Source organism: Serratia sp. ME47, from assembly GCF_903970925.1.
In the GTDB taxonomy this organism is placed as follows: Bacteria; Pseudomonadota; Gammaproteobacteria; order Enterobacterales; family Enterobacteriaceae; genus Serratia; species Serratia ureilytica.
In genome coordinates this window covers 44,231-66,015 of the sequence record NZ_CAJCKE010000013.1, presented here as the reverse complement: position 1 = coordinate 66,015, position 21,785 = coordinate 44,231, and the positions used below count along the sequence as shown (strand labels likewise).

The following is a 21,785-nucleotide window of genomic DNA, read 5'->3' as shown; positions in this document are numbered from 1 at the left end:
TCTGCGGGTCGTTAGCTCAGTTGGTAGAGCAGTTGACTTTTAATCAATTGGTCGCAGGTTCGAATCCTGCACGACCCACCAATTCAGAAAAAAGCGCCTTTTGGCGCTTTTTTCGTTTCTGCGCCATCTGAATCTGCTTTTATCTTCTTACTGACATGGCCCACTGAGTCGTGCGGGTGAGATCCTGCGTTCAGGTTCGAGCATCGCGCAGCGATACGACAACGCGCAGCGTTGCCCGCAGGGTGAGGCCACAGGCCGAATCAATCCTGCACGACCCACCAATTCAGAAAAAAGCGCCTTTTGGCGCTTTTTTCGTTTCTAAAGACCGTATTATACAGCCCTCTTTATCTCTCGTCAGTGAACGCTCATCCGCCATGGCCCTTTGTCAGATCAATTAAACCTGCAGCGGTAGGGCGAAAACCGCACCCGCAATAAAAACCGGTCAGATGGGGTTCGTAATCGACGTGCAGCCAGCTTGCTCCACGCATTTTTGCGATCGCTATCGCCGCTTGAACCAGCCCGGTCGCCACCCCCTGCCGTTGATAATGACGATGGACGCAGGTATCTAAAATAAACGCGTGCTTGCCACCGTCCCAAGCCACATTCACAAATCCAATCATCACATCTTCTGCGTAAGCGCCGATATGGGCCAAACTGCGGGATAATATCGCCGGCATGTCAGCCGGTAGCGGTTCTCCCCAAGCGGATAACCATAGCTCGTTCAACACAGGAAAAGCCGGATGAGGATCCGTTCGAAACTCAACATCCCGAACCATACGCCCCCTCTTAATCGATTAAGTCGAAACAGGAAACTTCTATCATCTCTCTATTATGGACAGGCCTCGTTAAAGCTGCCTGCGGTTGCCTGGGAAACACGAGATACGAATGGTTATCATTTTGACGGCTTGAATGGTAAATTAGCGGGCAAACACTCCCCAGCGATCCGCACGCGGATTGATACGCCTTTGTGCAAGGAAAGAAAGAGCCCGCTCATGACCCTATCCTTACGTCAGCTGTTAATTGCATTCATCGCCACTTCCAGCCTGTTGCTCAGCGGCTGCGGCCCGGACGACAAGAGCGACGGGCAGAAACCGTCCGCCCCCGCTGCCGACAGCAGTTGGCCGCGCACCATCGATAGCGCCAAAGGGAAGTTCACGCTGGAAAAACCGCCGCAGCGCATCGTATCCACCAGCGTCACCATCACCGGCACGTTACTGGCTATCGACGCCCCGGTGGTCGCCAGCGCCGCCACCAGCCCAAATCCCCTGGTGGCCGATCAACAAGGCTTCTTTACCCAATGGAGCGAAGTGGCCAAACAGCGCCACGTCGAACGGCTGTATCAGGTGGAACCCAATGCCGAAGCCGTCGCCGCCGCTGCGCCGGATTTGATCGTCGTCGCCGCGACCGGCGGTGATTCGGCGCTGAAGCTGTACGATCAGCTGTCCGCCATTGCGCCGACGCTGGTGCTCGATTACGGCGACAAAAGCTGGCAACAGCTGGCCAGCGAGCTCGGTGAGATCACCGGTCACGAAGCCGGCGCCAAACAGGCGGAAGATCGTTTCGAGCAGCGCGTGGAACAAGTGAAGCAGGCGATTACCCTGCCGCCGCAGCCGACCACGCCGCTGGTGTATGCCGACAACGGCCGCGAAGCCATGCTGTGGACGCCGGGCTCCGCCCAAGGCAAGCTGCTGACCCAGCTCGGTTTCCAGCTGGCTACCCCGCCGGAAAGCGCCAAAGGCAACGCCAGCATGGGTAAACGCCATGACATCATCCAGATCTCCGGCGAAAAAATGGCCGAAGGCCTGAACGGCAAAACCCTGATCCTGTTCGCCACCAATGAGCGCAAAGTGCAAGAGGTGCTGGCCAACCCGTTCCTCAAACATCTGGAGCCGGTGGAACAGCGGCACGTCTACGCCGTCGGCAACGATACCTTCCGCCTCGATTACTACAGCGCCACCAACATGCTGAACCAAATCGAACGGCTGTTCAAAAAGCCCTGAATCACGCCGTCGGCAGGCCAGTCCCCTGCCGACGCTTTTCGCAAACGGGGCAACCATTCACATTCAATCAATTGAAATATCAATAGTTATTAACATCGTCCACGCGCCTTCGCCACCAACCGGCGGGTGCATGCGGGCGTAAACTCGTGTTACTATTGGCGCCCTTCACGAACGCAAATAACAATGAGAATAAAAATCATAAAGGAGTTACCGGTGTGAACGTACCCACTCCGACTGAGCGGACGCTTTCGTCCGCACCGCACGCAGCTTACGCCAGTGGCTTCAAACGCATCGCCGGGTTCGGTATCGGCTTGGCGTTGTTGTTGCTGTGCATCATTGCCAGCCTGATGCTGGGTTCCAAAGCCATCCCCTTCCATACCGTCTGGCTCAGCCTACAGGGCGCCGCGAGCGGCTCCGACAGCACCATCATTCTCAACGCCCGGGTGCCCCGTACGCTGGCGGGCATTTTGGCCGGCATGGCGCTCGGCGCCGCCGGCGCGCTGATTCAGGCGCTGACGCGCAACCCGCTGGCCGATCCCGGCGTGCTCGGCATCAACGCCGGCGCCAGCTTCGCCGTGGTGATCGGCATCATGTTTTTCGGCGCCGCCACCACCGAAAGCTATATGGCCTATGCCTTTGTCGGCGCCGCCCTCACCACCCTGCTGGTCTACCTGATCGGCACGCTGGCGGGCGGGCGCATCAACCCGGTGCGGCTGACGCTGGCCGGCGTGGCGATCGGCGCGGTGTTGCTCGGCATCACCACCGGGCTGTCGCTGATCGATCCGCAAACCTTCGACCAACTGCGCTTCTGGCAGGCCGGCACGCTGGATATCCGCACGCTGGCCACCCTGCCGGTGACCGCCCCCGCCATTTTGCTCGGCTGCCTGCTGACGCTACTCATCGCCCGGCCGCTGAATACCATCGGCATGGGGGAAGATCTGGCTATCGCGCTCGGCGCGCGCGTAGTGCTGACTCAGGCGATCGCAGTGCTCGCCATTACGCTGCTGTGCGGCGCGGCGACCGCCACCGTCGGCCCGATCAGTTTCATCGGCCTGATGGTGCCGCATATCGCCCGCTGGTGGGTCGGCCCCGACCAACGCTGGATCCTGCCCTACTCCATGCTGCTGGCGCCGATTTTACTGCTGTGCGCCGACGTGGTCGGCCGCTTGCTGGCGGCCGGTGAGCTGCGGGTTTCCATCGTGGCGGCCTTCATCGGCGCGCCGGTGCTGATCTGGCTGGTGCGCCGCAAGAAAACGCTGGGGGGTCTGTGATGAGTCTGCCGCACACGCTGCATATCGGCCGCCCGGACGGCGTCATCAACGGGCGCCTGCCGCTGCGCCTGCTGCTGGTCAACCTTTCACTGTTGGCGCTGTGTCTGGCGATGGCCGTCGCCGCCCTGTGCTACGGCACGCTGCCACTTTCGCTGGAGCAGGTTTTTGCCGCGCTGACCGGCGAGGCGCCGAAAAACCTGGTCACCGTGGTCACCCAATGGCGCTTGCCGCGCATCGCCATGGCGCTGCTGTTAGGCGCCGCGCTCGGCATGAGCGGCGCCATCTTCCAGTCGATTATCCGCAACCCGCTCGGCAGCCCGGACGTGATTGGCTTTAACATGGGGGCTTACACCGGCGCGCTGATCGCCATCACCCTGTTCAACGGCGGCTATTACTACATCGCCGGCGGCGCGTTGGCCGGCGGCATTCTCGCCGCGCTGGCCATCTACCTGCTGGCCTGGCGGCAAGGCATCGCCGGCTTCCGGCTGATCATCGTCGGCATCGCCATCAGCGCGGTGCTGGTCTCCACCAATACCTGGCTGATCATCACCGCCTCGCTCGAGCGCGCCATGGACGCCGCCATGTGGCAGGCCGGCTCGCTCAACGGCATGACCTGGCAGAAAGCCCAGCCCGCCACGGCGTTCATCCTGCTGGCGGCCGCGGCCGCGCTGTTGATGGGCAAACGGCTGCAGCTGCTGGAAATGGGCGACGACACGGCGCGCGCGCTGGGCGTGAACGCCGAAGGCAGCCGGCTGTGGCTGATGCTGTTCGGCGTCACCCTCACCGCCGCCGTCACCGCCACCGCCGGGCCGATTTCCTTTATCGCGCTGGCGGCGCCGCAAATCGCCCGCCGCTTGGCCGGGCAATCCTCGGTCACCCTGACGTCCTCGGCGCTGATGGGCGCGGCGCTGCTGCTCGGCGCCGACGTGGTGTCCCAACATCTTTTCGCGCCGATCCAACTGCCGGTCGGGATCGTGACCGTCTGCATCGGCGGCCTGTACCTGATTTGGCTGCTCATCCGTGAGGCCCGCAGATAGATAATGAAGAGTGATAATGCCATGAGCCACCGCCTGCACGCCTCGCACCTGAAGCTGGGCTACGACAATAAAATCATCGCTGACGATCTGAGCGTGGCGATCCCCGACGGCGCCTTTACGGTGATCGTCGGGCCGAACGCCTGCGGCAAATCGACGCTGTTGCGCGCCCTGTGCCGCCTGCTGAAACCCAGCGCCGGCGAGGTGATGCTGGACGGCAAGAACATCAGCAGTTTCGCCACCAAGGCGCTGGCGCGCGAGCTTGGCCTGCTGCCGCAAACCTCGATCGCACCGGACAGCATCACCGTGGCGGACCTGGTGTCGCGCGGCCGCTATCCGCACCAGAGCCTGCTGAAACAGTGGACACAGGCCGACAAACAGGCGGTGGAAGCCGCCATGGCGGCCACCAACGTCAGCCAACTGGCGGATCGCAGCGTCGACGAGCTGTCCGGCGGGCAGCGTCAGCGCGTCTGGGTAGCGATGGCGTTGGCGCAGCAAACGCCGCTGCTGCTGCTGGATGAACCGACGACGTATCTGGACATCGCGCACCAGATCGAGCTGCTGGATCTGTTCCGCCAGCTCAACCGCGAGCGCGGTCAAACCTTGATCGCGGTGCTGCACGATCTCAACCACGCCTGCCGCTATGCCGATCACATCATTGCCATGCGCGATGGCAAGATCGTGGCGGAAGGGAAACCGGCGGAGATCATTACCGCCGAACTGGTGGAGCGGGTGTTCGGCATGCCGTGCATGATCATCGACGATCCGCTGTCCCACACGCCGCTGGTGATCCCGCGCGGCCGCTATCACTGCGACGCGCCGCAGGCATGAAAAAGGCCGGGTTAACCCGGCCTTGTCGTTACTTCTCCAGCGACACCTGTTTGAAAATGTGTTTGCCGAACGGGTCTATCTCGTAGCCTTTCACTTCCTTGCGCACCGGTTCGAAGATAGTCGAGTGCGCAATCATCAACGCCGGCATCTGATCGTGCATCATCACCTGCGCCTGCTGATACATCGCCACCCGTTTGGCGTGATCGTTCTCCTCACGCGCCTGCAGGATCAGCTGGTCGAACGGTTTATAGCACCATTTCGCCGAGTTGGAGCCGCCGAGCGAAGCGCAGGTGAACAGCGGGCCGAAGAAGTTGTCCGGATCGCCGTTGGCGGTGGTCCAGCCCATCAGCGCGGTCTGGTGTTCGCCGTTTTTAATCCGCTGTAAATACTCGCCCCACTCGAAGGTGACGATTTTGGCGCGCACGCCGATTTTGGCCCAGTCGGCCTGGATCATCTCCGCCATGCGCTTGGCGTTGGGGTTATAGGGCCGCTGCACCGGCATCGCCCACAGATCGATGTCGAAGCCCTGCCCCAGCCCGGCCTCCTGCAACAGCTGCTTCGCCCGCTCCGGTGAATACGGGTAGTCTTCAAGCTGCGCGTTGCTGCCCCATTGAGCCGGCGGCAGTAGGTTCTTGGCCGGCTGACCGGCGCCGTGGAACACCGCGTCGATGATCGCCGGCTTGTTGACCGCCAGCGCCAACGCCTGGCGCACCTTAACGTTATCCAACGGTTTCTTCTGGGTGTTGAACGCCAGGAAGCCGATATTCAAGCCGGATTTTTCCATCACCTGGATGTTGCCGTCCTGCCGCATGCGCGCCAGATCCGCCGGATTGGGGAACGGCATCACCTGGCATTCGTTCTTTTGCAGCTTGGCGTAACGCACCGCCGCATCCGGCGTGATCGAGAACACCAGCCGATCAAGCTTCGGCTTGCCTTCCCAGTAGCGGTCGAACGCCTTATAGAGGATTTTCGCGTCCTTCTGGTACTGCACCAGCTGGAACGGCCCGGTGCCGATCGGATCGTTGTCCACCCGCTGCGGCGTGCCGGCCTTCAGCATCGCGTCGGCATATTCCGCCGATAAAATGGTGGCGAAATACATGCCCAGATCGGCGACGAACGGCGCCTCGGCGCGGGAGAGCTCAAAGCGCACGGTGTGGTCATCCACCTTGACGATCCGGTCAATCAGCGTGCCGAACTCCATCGACTCGAAGTTGGTGTAGGCGCCATTGGAGACCTTGTGATACGGGTTGTTGGCGTCCTTCTGGCGCATAAACGAGAAGATGACGTCATCGGCGTTGAAATCGCGGGTGGGCGTAAAATATTTATTGCTCTGGAATGCCACGCCCTTGCGCAGATGGAAGGTATAGCGCTTGCCGTCTTCGCTCACCTCCCAGCTTTCCGCCAGGCTGGGTTGCAGCTCGACGGTGCCGGGTTTGAAATCCACCAGCCGGTTGTAGATCGCCGCCGAACTGGCGTCTACCGTGGTGCCGGAGGTGAACAGCTGCGGGTTGAAGCCTTCCGGCGAGCCTTCGGAACAGTAGACCAGCGTATTGGCCCGCGCGCCGCCGGCAATCGCCAACGCCAGCATCCCGATCGTTATTGCTTTTCTTTTCATTGCGCTATCCCCAGTGGTGAAAAAACAGCCGAATGGATAGCAATAAATCATGCAATTAGCGATGTAAAGGACAAATTCCGCGCATAAAAACGGGCAGGCGCGCAAGCGGCCTGCCCCGGTGAAACGGCGCGAGGATGATGAAATTAAATCATCTGGCTGAAGTTCATCTGCGCCATCAGCTTATAGTTATCGGCGTAGTCGACCGGAATGGCCACCACCACCGGCCCCTGGATCTCCATCGCCTTGCGCAGCATCGGCCGCAGATCTTCCACCGACTGCACGGCGAAACCGACCGCGCCGCAGGATTCCGCGTAGGCCTTGAAGTCGATCGGCCCGAACTCCACGCCGGATTTGCGCTGGTATTTGTTCACTTCCTGCATTTCCACCATGTTGTAAGCGTTATCGACCCAGATCACGTGCACGATGTTGTTTTTCAGCCGCACCGCGGTCTCCAGCTCCATGCTCGACTGCATGAAGCCGCCGTCGCCGGAGATTGACACCACCTTATCGCCGGGGCGCACCAGCGCCGCGCCAATGGCCCACGGCAGCGCTACCCCCATGGTTTGCTGGCCGTTGGAGATCAACAGCTGGCGAGCGCGGAAGCTGTAAAGATAGCGGGCTATCCAGATGTGGAAACTGCCCATGTCCACGCACAGCGTCACGTCGTCGCTGACGATGTCCTGCAGCTCCTTGACGATGCGCAACGGATGGATCGGCATGCCGCCGCGGCGCGCGGCGCGTTCCGCCAATTCGGCGCGCTGGCGGCCGAGATCGGTCAGGATCAGTTCCACCTCCGCCGGGACGCAGACCGCCTCATTGAACGCTTCGGTCATCATGTTCAGCGTGGCGCTGATGTTGCCCACCAGCTCGACGTCCGGCCGATAGCAGGTATCGATGTCCGCCGGCAGCACGTCGATATGCACCAGCTTCAGCCGCCCGTGGCTGTTCCACATGCACGGATCGTATTCGATCGGATCGTAGCCGACGCTGACCACCAGATCGGCCTTTTGCAACAGCTGATCGGCCGGCTGGTTGTTGAACAGGCCGACGCGGCCGGCGAAACGGGCAAAGTGATTGACGTCAATCACCCCCGCCGCCTGATAGGTGCCGACCACCGGCATATGGGTGCGGTACAGCAGATGGCGCACCGCCTCGCTGTTCTCCGGCCGGCTGGCCTGCAAACCCAGCAGCAGCACCGGGCATTTGGCCTGGCGGATCAGTTTCACCGCCGCCTGAATGTCGTCCGCCGCCGCGGCCCCCATGCGCGGCAAGCGGCAGCCCGCCAGCACCGGCGCCGTGACCGGCTCATTGACGATATCCATCGGCAGGCTGACGAACGACGCCCCCGGCCGGCCGAACTCGGCGCGGCGGAAGGCGTTGGCGATCACCTCGGAAATCGCCGAACCGGCATGCACTTCGGCGCAGTACTTGGTCACCGGCCGGAACATGCTGACGGTATCCATGCTCTGGTGCGTCTGCTTCAGGCTGTCGGCGCGCTTCACCGCGCCGCCGAAGGCCACCACCGCATCCCCTTCCGAGGTGGCGGTTGCCAGCCCGGTGATCAGGTTGGAGCTGCCCGGCCCGGAGGTGACCAGCGCCACCCCCGCCTTGCCGGTCAGGCGGCCGACCGCCGCCGCCATAAAGGCCGCGTTGGCCTCATGGCGCACCACTACCGTTTCGATCGACGGCGCATCTTCCAGCGAATCGAACACCCGGTCAATCTTGGCGCCCGGAATGCCGAAAACGTGTTTGACGCCCTGCGCTTCCAGGTTTTTCACCACCAAGTCGGCGCCGCATTGCCAGTCATTGCCTGTTTTTTCCTGTGCCATGGTTCCACCTCCTAAGAAAACGATCGCCGGGATTAGCCCTCGGCGGAACGAATCGCGCGATCCAAATCCTCTGGACAGAGGTTGGCGCGCAAGAAATCCGCATCATGCGGCAACTGAAGATTGAGACGGGTGATGACGCCGAACTGCAGGCGGCCATGATCGAGCTGGTAATCCAGCACGTGGCCGCCGCCGCTGCGGTCGTCGGTAACGAAGTGTTCGTGATAGCCGGCCACGCCGATGCCCTGCATGTAATCGGGCGAGCGGAAGCCGACCAGCGTGCCGCGCCGCTGATGGAACGAGAAGGTCGGCTGCTCTTCTATCGCTTCCAGCATTGGGCGGTAAGGCCGTTCCTGACGCGGCACGGTGCGGGTTTCGACATGGCTGAACTCACCGTCGACCCGCACCGCGCAGAACAGGTTCGGCGAGGCGACCTGTTCATTGATGCATTGGTGCAGTTGCGCCTTGGTGATCGGCCGATCGAATTGCTGGCTGACGCTGGGCTGGAAAAAGGTGACGACGGCGAAAGGGGTTTTCTGTTGCAAACCGGCCGGGCGGGCGCTGCCGTCGGCGCGCAGCTGGTGTATTTCCTGATCGAACGCGATCAGTTCGCCATCCAGATGATTGAAGGTGCCGAGGCCGAAATCGCCGTGTTTCAGCAATTCGGCGATGGTGGTCTCCCCTTCATAAACCCCGTCGATGAGCGCGCTCATCAGCGAGATTTGATAGATTTCGCCCTCCCCGGCGTTGATCGACTGCCTGGCGAAACCCTGCGCCAAATGGCGCGCACAGGAACACCCGTGTTTTTCGTTCATGCTGACTCCTCCACCAGCGCGGAACTGCGGTTCCACGCGTTCAAAAGACCCGCCGACGGCGGGCCAAGATGCCCCTCAGGCGCGTTCATCAGTTGGAACGATTCAGCCTGAGGTGACAAAAAAACCGGCACGGCTGGCCGGCCGATATCCAGAAACAACAAGAAGATAAGTGAAAGTAAAGACTCACTAATCATTAAGGTTGAGTCGGATATCAAATTGAACGGTTAATCTGGTGTTGGAGCGACAATCAACGCCACAGGCGGCTCACGCAGCCTGGGAAAAACATCTGCTATTTGGTGCTAAACGCCGCGAGGTTTATGCGTTTTCTCTCTATACGGCCGGGATGCGGCGGCGCTGAAGCCCGTCGTCAACCCGCAATCAGAGTAGCCGCAGCATCGCCAACAGAGAAGCGGGTATTCATAAGAAACGCTTTTGCATATAATGCAAAAATGAATGACGCCCGCTATGTAGAACATCTGCCAATCTTTCTCGACGTGGCCCGCCTGGGCAGCTTTTCCGCCGCCGCGCGCCAGCTGGGTATGGTGCCTTCTTCGCTGGTGCGCCATATCGATGCGTTGGAAAGCGCGCTCGGCGCGACGCTGTTCGTGCGCTCCACCCGCGGCCTGTTGCTGACCGACGCCGGCGAGCTGCTGCTGGCACGCGCCGCCGCGCTGATGACGGACATTACCGGCATTCGCGCCGAGCTGAACGCGCTGAACGAAACGCCGCAGGGCACGCTGCGCATCAGCTGCCTGCCGACCTTCGGCAAAACCTATGTGCTGCCGCTGCTGCCGACGCTGGCGGAACGTTACCCTCAGCTGTGGGTCGATCTCGATCTGACCGAACGCCAGACCGATCCGACCCAGGAACGGCTGGACGCCGCCATCCGCATCGGCGAGCAGAAGGACAGCGCGCTGTACGCCAGCCGCATCGCCACCCAACGCTGGGTGATGTGCGCCAGCCCCGGCTACGTCGCCCGCTATGGCCTGCCGAGCGATCTGGAGGCGCTGCCGCAGCACCGGCTGATCGCCCGCTACCACAAACAACAGCCGGCCTGCTGGGCGCAGATCCTCGACGCGGCGTTGATGAACCGCTGCACCATGGCGCTGCGTTGCGATGACTTCACCGCGCAGCGTCAGGCGGCGCTGCTCGGCCTCGGCATCGCCTTTCTGCCCAACTGGGTGGTGGGGCCGGACGTGCAACATGGGCGGCTGGTGCAGATGCTGGAAGATCCGCGCCATGAACAGCAAGGCATCTATCTGCTGCGGCCGGTGGCGAAAGTGTCCGCCCGCCTGGCGGCCTTCACCGCCCTGCTGCAGCAAACCATCGGTCAACCGCCCAACTGGGCGTAAAGCGGGGTGACGCGGCCGCGCAGCGCCGGGTTGTCGCTCTCGTCTTTCAGTTCGACGCCGGTCAGCCTTCGCCGGCACGCCTGTTCCAGCAGCCAGGCCAATTTGAACGCCGCCTGCGGATAATCCAGCCCCTCCGGCCGCACATTGGAGATGCAGTTGCGCTCTGAGTCCCTTCTGCGCGCGTTCGGCTCCCAGGTCAGATAAACCCCCAGGCTGTCCGGCGACGACAGCCCCGGCCGTTCGCCGATCAGCACCGCCACCGCCCGGGCCTGCAGGCACTCGCCGATCTCATCCCCCAGCGCCACTCGCGCCTGATGCGCCAACACCACCGGCGCGATCGCCAGCCCCAACGTATCGAGATAGGGCCGCAGCGCCTGCAGCAGCGGCAATGCCTGGCGGTGCACCGCCTTGGAAGAGAGGCCATCCGCCACCACCAGCAGCAGATCGGTCCGGCGCGGCGGCACGCCGAGCAGCAGGCGGCGGCTGTCCGGCGCCAATCGCCGCCCCAGATCCGGACGGCGCAGATAGGCGGCGCGGTCAACGGCCTGGCTGTGCACCGCCAGCGTGGGCCAACCGGCATCGTGCAGATCCGCCGCCAGCCGTTCGCTCTCGAATGGCTGATGCACCGCGTCGCGCGCCTGGGCATGGGCCAGGCCGAAGCGCAGCAGCTCGTCGGTCGGCAGACTGGCGCCGGTGCGCCCCAGCGCGATGCGCGCGTCGGTAAAGGCGCGCAGCGCGTCCCAACTGTTGACGTGAACCGGTTTGCTCATGTCCGTTCTCCCTGCAGCGCCAGCAACAGCGGGTGATTGGCGGCGGCGTCGCGCAGCCGTCCGCGTTCATCGGTGATGTTCATCGCCGCCAGCCAGGCGGCGAACTCCGGCGCGTGCTTCAGCCCCAGCAGCTCGCGGATATAGAGCGCGTCGTGGAACGAGGTGCTTTGGTAATTGAGCATGATGTCGTCCGCGCCCGGCACGCCGATCAGGAACGTCAGCCCGGCAGCGGCCAACAGCGTCAGCAGCGTGTCCATATCATCCTGATCGGCCTCGGCATGGTTGGTGTAGCAGACATCGCAGCCCAGCGGCAGGCCGAGCAGCTTGCCGCAGAAGTGATCCTCCAGCCCGGCGCGGATAATTTGTTTGCCGTCATACAGGTATTCAGGGCCGATAAACCCCACCACGGTGTTGATCAGCAGCGGTGAGAAATGCCGCGCCACCGCATAGGCGCGCGCCTCGCAGGTCTGCTGATCGACGCCGTGATGCGCGTTAGCCGACAGGCAACTGCCCTGCCCGGTTTCGAAGTACATCACGTTATCGCCCAACGTGCCGCGCTTGAGGCTCAGCGCCGCCTGCTGCGCCTCCGCCAGCAGCGCCAGACTGATGCCGAAACCGCGATTGGCCGCTTCGGTACCGGCGATCGACTGAAACACCAGATCCACCGGCGCGCCTCGCTCCATCAGCCGCAGCGTGTTGGTCACGTGGGTCAGCACGCAGGATTGGGTGGGTATGGCGAAGCGCTGGATCACATCGTCCAGCATGTAGTTGAGTTTTTCCAGCAGCGGCAGGCTGTCGCTGGCCGGATTGATGCCGACCACCGCGTCGCCGCTGCCGTACAGCAAACCGTCCAGCATGCTGGCGGCGATGCCTTGCAGGCTGTCGGTCGGGTGATTGGGCTGCAGCCGCACGCTGAGGTGGCCCGGCAGGCCAATCGTATTGCGAAAGCGCGTCACTACCCGGCATTTCTTCGCCACCAGGATCAGATCCTGATTGCGCATGATCTTGCTTACTGCCGCCGCCATCTCCGGCGTAATGCCGGCGGCCACCTGCGCCAGCATGGCGCTGTCCGCCTGCTCGCTCAGCAACCAGTCGCGAAAATCGCCGATCGTGAGGTGCGAGATGGGCTCAAAGGCGGCGGCGTCGTGGCTATCGATGATCAAGCGCGTCACCTCGTCCTGCTCGTACGGCACCAGCGGCTGCTGCAGGAACGCCTTGAGCGGCACATCCGCCAGCGCGATGCGCGCCGCCATGCGCTCTTCGGCGCTTTCCGCCGCCACCTCCGCCAGATAATCGCCGGAACGCGCCGGCGAAGCTTTCGCCATCAGCTGGCGCAGGCCGCCGAAACGATAGCCGCGTTGGCCCAACGTTGCCTGATACATAGCCCCCTCCCTTGCCCTGAGTGACGAGATAAAAGCCCTGCACCAAGTGTAGTCAGTGAAGCAAGAAAATTAATTTGCCTGCTATCGCCGCCATCGCGCATCTCCCCATTTCACCCGCCGCCGCTTCGGGTTACAGTAGCCGCGAAAACAGGAGGGGTGATGGATCCGCAACGGCAAATTATCGACTGGCTGCAACAAGATAGCGCGCGCATGGCCGCCCTGCGCACCGTGCGCCGGCTCGGCCTGAATGACTGGTGCCTCGGCGCCGGCTTTGTGCGCAACCTGGTGTGGGATCGGCGCCACGGCTATGCGGAGCCCACGCCGCTCAACGATATCGACGTGATCCACTTCGATGCGGAGCGGGCGGACGCCGAACGCGATCGCATGCTGGAGGCGCGGCTGCAGCAGTGGCTGCCGCAGCCGTGGTCGGTCAAGAACCAGGCGCGCATGCACCTGCGCAGCGGCCGCGCGCCCTACCGCAACAGCGAAGAGGCCATCAGCTTCTGGACCGAAGTGGAAACGGCGATCGGCGCGCGCCTGAACGCCGACGACAGCATCACGCTGGTCGCCCCTTTCGGGCTCGCGGCGCTGTTCAACGACACCATTACCTTCAACGTGAAAAATGGCGATCGCACGGCCTATGCCCAGCGCGTGGTCGACAAAGGCTGGCTGCTGCGCTGGCCGCGTCTGCGGCAGGTAAAGATTTAGCCGCCGCTGCCGATACCCTGAACAGCGAGATCCAGACTCAGGGAGAGCAACCATGTCGACCACCATCACCATGATCGTACCGATCAAGAATACCGTCCCCGGCGTCAGCAACGTCTTCAGCGCGCCGGGCCATCAGGGCGAATTGCTGATGGCCAAACCGGTCAACAACCAGCCGCAAGGCGGCAAGATGGAGAAAAACGAACGCGCCAACGGCAATGACGAACCGGTTAACCTCAATGAAAGCCGCGCTTCGGCGCGCATCAAGGCGCTGAACCGGCAGATTCAGGCGCTGCAGCAAAAGCTGGTGGAACTGAAGGATTCCGACGCCGATCCCAAAGAGATCGAAAAGCAGAAACAGCTGATCGAAGCGCAGATCAAGATGTTGCAGGCCGAGATCGCGCGCATCCAGAAAGAAGAAATGGAAAAGCAGCAGCAGGAGCAAATGGAAAAAGCCGCGGCGAAATCCGGCGACGGCGTAAACCGCCCAACGCCGCTCAACGCGGTGGACGTCTATATCTGAGTCAATATGCCGCGTTTTCCCGTCGGCGCTGTTGCAGCAGCGCCGCCTGCTGACGCGCCACCTGCCAGATGGCCTCCGCCGCCGGCGTCAGTGAGCGGTTCTTGCGCCGCACCAGCATCAGCGCGCGGTTAATTTCCGGCACCAGCCGCCGCACCCTAAGCCGTCCCCCTTCCGGCAATGGCAGCGCCAACGCCGGGAAAATGCTGATGCCAATCCCCTCCGCCACCATCGGGAACAGCGTGGCCGGATGGCCGATTTCCTGCACCACCTGCGCCTCTACGCCCTGCTGTCTCAGCGCACTGTCGATCAGCGGTCGGCTGCCCGACGCATAATCCTGCAACACCAGGCGGCAACCGTTCAACGCCGACCAACGCACCGCCTGCTGCGCAGCAAACGGGTGATCGTCGCGGCACAGCAACAGGAAAGGCTCGTGCAGCACCGCTTCGCACTCCAGATCTACCGCCTGTACCGGATCGACCACGATGCCGAAATCCACCTCGGCGTTGCGCACGCTGTGCAGCACCTGCTGCTGCGCCTGATCGCGCAGCATGATGCGGATCTCCGGGTATTCACGCTCGCCGGCGGCGATGCACTGCGGCATCAGATGGGCGGAAATGGTTTGGCTCGTCGCCACCCGCACCGTGCCGCTGCGCTGTACGCCAAAGCTGCGCGCATCCAGCAAAGCGGACTGCAGTTCATCCAGCAGCCGCTCGACCCGGTTGGCCAACCGCAGACCGGCGTCGGTCAGCACCACTTCACGCGTGGTGCGATCCAGCAGCCGCACGCCGACCTCCGCTTCCAGCTCTTTCACGCTGTGGCTGACCGCCGATTGCGTCAGGCCGATCGCCTCACCGGCGCGGCTGAAGCTGCCGTGGCGGGCGATGGCGACGAACACCCGCAGCTGTTTGAGTGAGTAATTCATGTGTTTTATTCATATATGAATTAAATAAATCAATTTAATTATTATATGTCCGCGCGGGAGAATAGCCCTATCGATTTTCGACCCTGAGCGCACCGCCATGAGATTTCTGCCCGATCGTTTTACCCTGACGCTGATCGCTACCGTGCTGCTGGCGTCGTTCCTGCCGGCGCGCGGCGAGTTCGTCGGCTGGCTCAACGCCCTGACCATCGCCGCCATCGCCCTGCTGTTCTTCATGCACGGCGCCAAGCTGTCGCGCGAGGCCATCCTGGCCGGCAGCAACAACTGGCGGCTGCATCTGTGGGTGATGTGCAGCACCTTCATCATTTTTCCGGCGCTGGGCGTGCTGTTTGCCTGGTGGGCGCCGATCGACGTCAGCCCCGAGCTGTACGCCGGTTTCATCTACCTGTGCATCCTGCCGGCCACCGTGCAATCGGCCATCGCCTTCACCTCGCTGGCGGGCGGCAACGTCGCGGCGGCGGTATGCAGCGCTTCCGCCTCCAGCCTGCTCGGGATCTTCGTGTCGCCACTGCTTGTCGGCTTGTTGATGAATGTGCACGGCGATACCGGCGGCCTGCGGCAGGTCGGTTCGATCGTGCTGCAGCTGCTGGTGCCGTTCGTCGCCGGTCACCTGCTGCGGCCGCTGATCGGCGGCTGGATCGAGCGCCATCGGCCGCTTATCGGAAAAACCGATCAGACTTCGATTCTGCTGGTGGTGTACGCCGCCTTCAGCGAGGCGGTGACGCACGGCATCTGGCATCAGGTAGGGATGGGCTCACTGGCGTTTATCGTCAGTGGCAGCATCGTGCTGCTGGCGATCGTGCTGGTGGTGAACACTTACATGGCGCGCTGGCTGGGGTTCAGCAAAGCGGACGAGATCACCATCGTATTCTGCGGTTCGAAGAAGAGCCTGGCGAACGGCATTCCGATGGCCAATATCCTGTTCCCGGCGGCGACGGTGGGGATCATGGTGCTGCCGCTGATGGTGTTCCATCAGGTGCAGCTGATGACCTGTGCGGTATTGGCGAAAAGGTATCAGCGCAAGCAGCAGGCGCAACAGGCGGTGCCCAACGCGCAGGCGTCGCGCGGGTAAAAAAAGACGGGCCGAGGCCCGTCAGTTCAGCTTTTCTTCAGCGGCTTGACCAGGTGGTCAAGCCCTTCGATTTTAATCGCCAGCGTCATCTCCATCAGCATGCCGAGCTTGCCTTTGGGGAATTCACCCTTGCGGGCGAACCACAGCAGGTACTCTTCGGGCAGATCGATCAGCACCCGCCCCTGGTACTTGCCGAACGGCATCACGGTATTGGCGATCTCCAGCAGGTTTTCTTTTTCCATCACTCACCCAGCAAGCGGATCATCTCCGCTTCGTCGATCACGGCGATACCCAGCTCCTGAGCCTTCGCCAGCTTGGAGCCGGCCGCCTCGCCGGCGATCACCAGATCGGTTTTCTTCGACACGCTGCCGCTGACCTTGGCGCCCAGCGCCGTCAGGCGATCTTTGGCTTCGTCGCGCGACAGCTGGCTCAGCGAGCCGGTCAGCACCACGGTTTTGCCGGCGAACGGGCTATCTATCTCTTCCGCCGCCACCACCACCGGCGCCGGCCAGCGGATGCCGATCTCGGCGCCCACCAGCTCGTTGATCACCTGCTGATTGAGCGCTTCATCGAGGAAGTTGCGCGTGTGTTTGGCCACCACTTCGCCGACGTCCGGCACCTCTTTCAGCGCCTCGATGTCGGCGGCGAACAGCTTCTCGAGCGATCCGAAATGCGCCGCCAGGTTGGCGGCGGTCGCTTCGCCGACCTCGCGAATGCCGAGCGCATACAGGAAGCGAGCGAAGGTGGTCTGCTTGGATTTCTCCAGCGCGTTGACCAGATTCTGCGCCGATTTCGGCCCCATGCGATCCAGGCCGGTCAGAATGCCGGCGGAGAGCCGGAACAGGTCGGCCGGGTTCTTCACGTACTCCTTGTCCACCAGCTGCTCGATGATCTTGTCGCCCATGCCTTCAACGTCCAGCGCGCGGCGGGAAACGAAATGCTTCAACGCCTCTTTGCGCTGCGCGCCGCAGATAAGACCGCCGGTGCAACGCGCCACGGCCTCGCCTTCCACGCGCTCAACGTCGGAACCGCACACCGGGCAGTGCAGCGGGAACACCACTTCGCGCGCATCCTGCGGCCGACGGTCTTCCAGCACGCCCACCACCTGCGGGATCACGTCGCCGGCGCGGCGCACGATCACCGTATCGCCGATGCGCAGCCCCAACCGCTCAATTTCATCGGCGTTGTGCAAGGTGGCGTTGCTGACGGTCACCCCGGCCACCAGCACCGGCTCAAGGCGCGCCACCGGCGTAATCGCGCCGGTGCGGCCAACCTGAAACTCCACTTCGCGCACCACGGTGATCTGCTCCTGCGCCGGGAATTTGAACGCCGTCGCCCAGCGCGGCGCACGCGCCACGAAGCCCAGCGTTTCCTGCAGATCGATGTCGTCAATCTTGATCACCACGCCGTCAATATCGAAACCGAGCTGTGCGCGGTCCCGCTCGACCTGGCGATAGAACGCCAGCACTTCCTCGCTGCCGGTGCGGCGCTGGGCGCGATCGCTGACCGGCAGGCCCCAGGCCTTGAACTGCATCAGGCGTTCAAAGTGGCTGCGCGGCAGCTCGCCGCCTTCCAGCAGCCCGACGCCATAGCAGAAGAAGGTCAGCGGGCGTTTGGCGGTAATGCGCGGATCGAGCTGGCGCAGCGAACCGGCGGCGGCGTTGCGCGGATTGGCGAACACCTTGCCGTCTTTGCGCCGCGCCTCTTCGTTCATCTGTTCAAACCCGGCCTGCGGCATGAACACTTCGCCGCGCACTTCCAGCCGGCGCGGGATGTTGTCGCCGGTCAGGCGCAGCGGGATGGCGCGAATGGTGCGCACGTTGGAGGTGATGTTCTCGCCGGTGGTGCCGTCGCCGCGCGTCGCCGCACGCACCAGCTCGCCGTCTTCGTACAGCAGGCTGACCGCCAGGCCGTCCAGCTTCAGCTCGCAGCAGAAGGTCAGCGGATCGCTGCTCTTGAGCCTGTCCTGCACGCGCTTGTAAAACGCCAGGAAGCTCTCTTCGTCGAACACGTTGTCCAGCGACAGCATCGGCACTTCGTGACGCACCTGATCAAACGCCGCCAGCGGCGCCGCGCCCACGCGCTGGGTCGGCGAATCGGCGGTGATCAGCTCCGGATGCGCGCTCTCGAGCTCGCGCAGCTCGCGCATCAGGCGGTCATATTCCGCATCCGGCACTTCGGGCGCATCCAGCACATGATACTGGTATTCATGATGGCGCAATGTGGCTCGTAGTTGATTGATTTGTTGGATTATCGATTCCATGGCTCACCATCAAAGATAAAAAACCCCCGGCTAGCGGGGGCTTTGTTGTTACGGATGTTCAGTGCGCGCGGCAACCCGGTCAGGCGTTGTTTTCCAACACTTCACGGATACGCGCTTTGTAGGTTTCCAGCTTCTGCGGCGTCATCATGCGGCGCTCGTCGTCCAGCACCACACCGCCCACGTCGTCGGCGATGCGCTGCGCCGACTGCAGCATCAGCTTGAAGTTCTGATTGGCGTCGCCGTAAGACGGCACCATCATGAACATCGACACGCCCGGCGTGGAGAAATCGGACATCATGTCAGGATCGAACGACCCCGGCTTGACCATGTTCGCCAGGCTGAACAGCACCGGGCCACTGCCGGCCGGGCTGATATGGCGGTGGAAGATGCCCATCTCGCCAAACTGGAAGCCCGCCTGCAACACGCTCTGCAGCAGCACTTCGCCGCCGATCACGCCGCCCTGATGGGCCGCGACGTGCAGCACCAGCACGGTCTCTTTCAGTTTAGCCTGTACTGGCGCAGCGACCGGCTGTTGCGGCTGCGGTGCAGGTTCCGACGCTGGCTTCACTTCCGGCGCTTGCTGCACCGGGGCGGGTTCGGCGTGGAATGCCGGTTCCGCCGCCAGCGGCGCCTCATGTTCATGCGGCAGATCGTCAACGCGCGGCTCGCGGCGCACGGCCGGTTGCGGTTGCTGCGGCTCGGCCGGTTCTTCGTCCGGCGCGTAGTTGTTCAGCAGGATGTCATCGTACTCCGGCCGCTGAGACAGCGGAGGCGGCGTCTGATGAGCAGCCGGCTGAACGGCGCGGGGCGCAGGCGCAGCCGCCGGAGCGGGCTTCGGCGCGGCCACGGGTTCTTCGCGTGCGGCATCGAAATGGCCGAATGACGGCTCGTCTTGCGGGTGAGCGGCGCGTACGCGCACCTCACCGACGCCTTCTTCGAGATCGTCGATCGGAGTTTGTTCACGTTCCTTTTGGGAACGTTTGGCTGGGCGATCGCGGAAGAGCGCTGACCGTTCTTTGCGACTGGTCCACAGACCGTGCAATAACAGCGCTATTATGGCGATCGCGCCAACAACGATTAATATCAGACGCAAATCCTGCATCATTGCTATCTCTGTTGTTCCAATACATTGCCACCGCGGCAAACATTCACTCTTTAACTCTATTTGCCCGCGCACACAAGTGCAAGTCCGTGCTGAACTTTATGCCAATAAAGATGATTATACTGCCTTTTTCTGCTGGTTTTTCAGCCAACCCTACCCTAGCCAGTGGAAAATCATCCCTATATGATAATGATGCCTGTTCAGACAACGAGATAACTTAAGATATGTCCTATACGCAGCCCCCTTCCCGTTCCACCAGCGGCATTCATTATTTCGCCGAAGGCTGGCGCCTGATTTCGCGCCCGGGGATTAAACGCTATGTGGTCCTGCCGTTGCTGGTCAACGTGCTGCTGATGGGCTCCGCTTTCTGGTGGCTGTTCAGCCGCCTCGGCGACTGGATCCCGGCGATGATGAGCCACGTTCCCGATTGGCTGCAATGGTTGAGCTACCTGCTGTGGCCGCTGGCGGTCATTTCGGTGCTGCTGGTGTTCAGCTATCTGTTCAGCACCCTCACCAACCTGATCGCCGCCCCGTTCTGCGGCCTGCTGGCCGAACAGCTCGAAGGCAGCCTGACCGGCAAACCGCTGCCGGACACCGGCCTGCTCGGCATCGCCAAAGACCTGCCGCGCATCATGGCGCGCGAATGGCGCAAGCTGATGTATTACCTGCCGCGCGCGCTGCTGCTGCTGGCGCTGTACTTCGTGCCCGGCATCGGCCAGACGGTGGCGCCGGTGCTGTGGTTCCTGTTCAGCGCCTGGATGCTGGCGATCCAGTATTGCGACTATCCGTTCGACAACCACAAGGTGAGCTTTGCCGATATGCGCCGCGCACTGCGCCAGCACAAAACCGACAATCTGCAGTTCGGCGCGCTGGTCAGCCTCTTCACCATGATCCCCATCCTCAACCTGGTGATCCTGCCGGTCGCCGTCTGCGGCGCCACCGCGATGTGGGTCGATCGTTATCGCACGCAATTCGTCCGATAATCGCCGTTTTTTACCGCCGACAGCGCGGGAATTTTCGACAGGGCGCGCATTTCGCGCCCTTATCATTGTGCTTAAAACTTATTTCCTAATAACATATAGATATACCAATTCTTTACTTCCCTGCCGGTACTGTTAGCGTATGCTTTCGATGTTCCCCACATTTTCATAGAGTTAAAGGACGGGCTATGAGCAAGATATATGAAGACAACTCATTAACAATCGGCCATACGCCGCTGGTTCGTCTGAACCGTATCGGCAACGGACGCATTCTGGCCAAGGTTGAATCACGCAACCCGAGCTTCAGCGTCAAATGCCGCATCGGTGCCAATATGATTTGGGATGCGGAACAACGCGGCGTGCTGACCGCCGGCAAGGAACTGGTGGAGCCGACCAGCGGCAACACCGGCATCGCGCTGGCCTTCGTGGCCGCCGCGCGCGGCTACAAGCTGACGCTGACCATGCCGGAAACCATGAGCATCGAGCGCCGCAAGCTGCTCAAGGCGCTGGGCGCCAATCTGGTGCTGACCGAAGGGGCGAAAGGCATGAAAGGCGCCATCGCCAAAGCGGAAGAGATCGTCGCTACCGATCCGAACCGCTACCTGATCCTGCAGCAGTTCAGCAACCCGGCCAACCCGGCCATCCATGAAAAAACCACCGGTCCGGAAATCTGGGAAGACACTGACGGGGAAGTCGACGTGTTTATCTCCGGCGTCGGCACAGGCGGCACGCTGACCGGCGTCAGCCGCTACATCAAGAACACCAAAGGCAAAGCCATCACCACCGTGGCGGTCGAGCCGACCGACTCGCCGGTCATCAGCCAGGCGCTGGCCGGTGAAGAGCTGAAGCCGGGCCCGCACAAAATTCAGGGCATCGGCGCCGGCTTCATTCCAGGCAACCTCGATCTGGACCTGGTGGATCGCGTCGAAAAAATCTCCAACGACGAAGCCATCAGCATGGCGCGCCGTCTGATGGACGAAGAAGGCATCCTGGCGGGCATCTCCTCCGGCGCAGCGGTCGCGGCGGCGGTAAAACTGGCCGAAGAACCGGCGTTCGCCGACAAGACCATTGTGGTTATCCTGCCCTCTTCCGGCGAACGTTATCTCAGCACCGCGCTGTTTGCCGATCTGTTCACCGAGCAGGAATTGCAGCAGTAATTCCGGCACTGCACAAATCGCTAAAAAAGCACCCCGCGGGGTGCTTTTTTGTGGACTGGATCAAACTTTATAGCAGTCCAAGATTGCTTTTGCCCGTCGCCTTTAGTATTTAACGGTGCATTATTTCGATGCGCAAAATTAATCACT

20 protein-coding genes, 1 tRNA gene and 1 other RNA gene are annotated in these 21,785 nt (G+C 62.2%); 12 read left to right on the top strand and 10 right to left on the bottom strand.

All coding sequences use genetic code 11. From position 1 onward, the window contains the following. The first annotated feature begins 5 nt into the window (after positions 1 to 5). Both H7A77_RS14430 and H7A77_RS14425 read left to right on the top strand, forming a co-directional pair. Positions 6 to 81: transfer RNA gene (locus H7A77_RS14430), tRNA-Lys, on the top strand. A gap of 75 nt (positions 82 to 156) precedes the next feature. After that, positions 157 to 281: non-coding RNA, RtT sRNA (locus H7A77_RS14425), on the top strand. Between the two features lie 84 nt (positions 282 to 365). Here H7A77_RS14425 and H7A77_RS14420 read toward each other — a convergent pair. Then, entirely contained in the window at positions 366 to 776 is a 411-nt protein-coding gene (locus H7A77_RS14420) for a GNAT family N-acetyltransferase (protein WP_071883572.1), read from the bottom strand. A gap of 216 nt (positions 777 to 992) precedes the next feature. Here H7A77_RS14420 and fepB point away from each other — a divergent pair, with 216 nt between their 5' ends. From fepB to H7A77_RS14400, 4 genes are all read left to right on the top strand, one after another. Next, the gene (gene fepB / locus H7A77_RS14415; protein WP_182074343.1) at positions 993 to 2,000 is read left to right on the top strand and encodes a Fe2+-enterobactin ABC transporter substrate-binding protein; all 1,008 of its coding nucleotides are present in this window, start codon (positions 993 to 995) and stop codon (positions 1,998 to 2,000) included. Positions 2,001 to 2,215: 215 nt separating this feature from the next. Beyond that, positions 2,216 to 3,271: a Fe(3+)-siderophore ABC transporter permease gene (gene fepD / locus H7A77_RS14410; protein WP_072627226.1), complete on the top strand. Its 1,056-nt coding sequence runs from the start codon at positions 2,216 to 2,218 to the stop codon at positions 3,269 to 3,271. Beyond that, positions 3,271 to 4,308, top strand: a complete 1,038-nt coding sequence (gene fepG / locus H7A77_RS14405) for an iron-enterobactin ABC transporter permease (RefSeq protein WP_182074342.1) — start codon at positions 3,271 to 3,273, stop codon at positions 4,306 to 4,308. Before fepD ends, fepG begins: the two co-directional genes overlap by 1 nt. 21 nt (positions 4,309 to 4,329) lie before the next feature. Beyond that, positions 4,330 to 5,136: an ABC transporter ATP-binding protein gene (locus H7A77_RS14400; RefSeq protein WP_004936408.1), complete on the top strand. Its 807-nt coding sequence runs from the start codon at positions 4,330 to 4,332 to the stop codon at positions 5,134 to 5,136. Between the two features lie 28 nt (positions 5,137 to 5,164). On the opposite strand, the gene H7A77_RS14395 is transcribed toward H7A77_RS14400, so the two are convergent. The 3 genes from H7A77_RS14395 to budA all read right to left on the bottom strand — a co-directional run bounded on the left by H7A77_RS14395 (position 5,165) and on the right by budA (position 9,392). Then, entirely contained in the window at positions 5,165 to 6,751 is a 1,587-nt protein-coding gene (locus tag H7A77_RS14395) for an ABC transporter substrate-binding protein (RefSeq protein WP_182074341.1), read from the bottom strand. 143 nt (positions 6,752 to 6,894) lie between these two features. Then, a complete protein-coding gene (alsS, locus tag H7A77_RS14390) occupies positions 6,895 to 8,580 on the bottom strand; it encodes an acetolactate synthase AlsS (protein ID WP_033643950.1) in 1,686 nt (561 codons plus the stop codon). 32 nt (positions 8,581 to 8,612) lie between these two features. Further along, a complete protein-coding gene (budA, locus tag H7A77_RS14385; RefSeq protein ID WP_182074340.1) occupies positions 8,613 to 9,392 on the bottom strand; it encodes an acetolactate decarboxylase in 780 nt (259 codons plus the stop codon). Between the two features lie 449 nt (positions 9,393 to 9,841). Here budA and H7A77_RS14380 point away from each other — a divergent pair, with 449 nt between their 5' ends. Then, complete coding sequence (locus H7A77_RS14380) at positions 9,842 to 10,744, top strand: LysR family transcriptional regulator (protein WP_033652550.1); 903 nt, start codon at positions 9,842 to 9,844, stop codon at positions 10,742 to 10,744. Here the strand turns inward: H7A77_RS14380 and eutC are convergent. Together eutC and H7A77_RS14370 are read right to left on the bottom strand one after the other, a co-directional pair. Next, positions 10,723 to 11,514 (bottom strand): ethanolamine ammonia-lyase subunit EutC, encoded by a 792-nt coding sequence (eutC, locus tag H7A77_RS14375; protein WP_072627220.1) that lies wholly within the window; start codon positions 11,512 to 11,514, stop codon positions 10,723 to 10,725. The two genes, H7A77_RS14380 and eutC, sit on opposite strands and share 22 nt — an antisense overlap. Continuing rightward, the gene (locus H7A77_RS14370) at positions 11,511 to 12,896 is read right to left on the bottom strand and encodes an ethanolamine ammonia-lyase subunit EutB (RefSeq protein WP_033643955.1); all 1,386 of its coding nucleotides are present in this window, start codon (positions 12,894 to 12,896) and stop codon (positions 11,511 to 11,513) included. The genes eutC and H7A77_RS14370 overlap by 4 nt, the downstream gene beginning before the upstream one ends. Positions 12,897 to 13,055: 159 nt before the next feature. Between H7A77_RS14370 and H7A77_RS14365 the strand changes: the two genes are divergently transcribed. Both H7A77_RS14365 and H7A77_RS14360 read left to right on the top strand, forming a co-directional pair. Next, positions 13,056 to 13,604 (top strand): nucleotidyltransferase family protein, encoded by a 549-nt coding sequence (locus tag H7A77_RS14365; protein ID WP_072627219.1) that lies wholly within the window; start codon positions 13,056 to 13,058, stop codon positions 13,602 to 13,604. A gap of 52 nt (positions 13,605 to 13,656) precedes the next feature. Next, positions 13,657 to 14,124, top strand: a complete 468-nt coding sequence (locus H7A77_RS14360) for a FlxA-like family protein (protein WP_021505617.1) — start codon at positions 13,657 to 13,659, stop codon at positions 14,122 to 14,124. Position 14,125: 1 nt separating this feature from the next. Here H7A77_RS14360 and H7A77_RS14355 read toward each other — a convergent pair whose 3' ends face one another. Next, positions 14,126 to 15,046 (bottom strand): LysR family transcriptional regulator, encoded by a 921-nt coding sequence (locus H7A77_RS14355; RefSeq protein WP_182074339.1) that lies wholly within the window; start codon positions 15,044 to 15,046, stop codon positions 14,126 to 14,128. Between the two features lie 97 nt (positions 15,047 to 15,143). On the opposite strand from H7A77_RS14355, the gene H7A77_RS14350 reads away from it, so the two are divergent. Next, on the top strand, positions 15,144 to 16,136 hold the full coding sequence (locus H7A77_RS14350) for a bile acid:sodium symporter family protein (RefSeq protein ID WP_182074338.1): 993 nt from the start codon (positions 15,144 to 15,146) through the stop codon (positions 16,134 to 16,136). Positions 16,137 to 16,162: 26 nt separating this feature from the next. Here H7A77_RS14350 and H7A77_RS14345 read toward each other — a convergent pair whose 3' ends face one another. The 3 genes from H7A77_RS14345 to zipA form a co-directional block, all read right to left on the bottom strand. Beyond that, positions 16,163 to 16,378 carry a DUF3820 family protein gene (locus tag H7A77_RS14345; RefSeq protein WP_004936441.1) on the bottom strand — a complete coding sequence of 72 codons (216 nt, stop codon included), beginning with the start codon at positions 16,376 to 16,378 and terminating at the stop codon, positions 16,163 to 16,165. Next, positions 16,378 to 18,399: an NAD-dependent DNA ligase LigA gene (ligA, locus tag H7A77_RS14340; protein WP_072627217.1), complete on the bottom strand. Its 2,022-nt coding sequence runs from the start codon at positions 18,397 to 18,399 to the stop codon at positions 16,378 to 16,380. The genes H7A77_RS14345 and ligA overlap by 1 nt, the downstream gene beginning before the upstream one ends. 79 nt (positions 18,400 to 18,478) lie before the next feature. Continuing rightward, positions 18,479 to 19,504 (bottom strand): cell division protein ZipA, encoded by a 1,026-nt coding sequence (gene zipA, locus H7A77_RS14335; RefSeq protein WP_182074337.1) that lies wholly within the window; start codon positions 19,502 to 19,504, stop codon positions 18,479 to 18,481. 221 nt (positions 19,505 to 19,725) lie between these two features. Here zipA and cysZ point away from each other — a divergent pair, with 221 nt between their 5' ends. Then, positions 19,726 to 20,484: a sulfate transporter CysZ gene (cysZ, locus tag H7A77_RS14330; protein WP_047574154.1), complete on the top strand. Its 759-nt coding sequence runs from the start codon at positions 19,726 to 19,728 to the stop codon at positions 20,482 to 20,484. Between the two features lie 185 nt (positions 20,485 to 20,669). Next, positions 20,670 to 21,638, top strand: coding sequence for a cysteine synthase A (gene cysK, locus H7A77_RS14325; protein ID WP_016926786.1), 969 nt, complete (start codon positions 20,670 to 20,672; stop codon positions 21,636 to 21,638). Positions 21,639 to 21,785 lie beyond the last annotated feature (147 nt).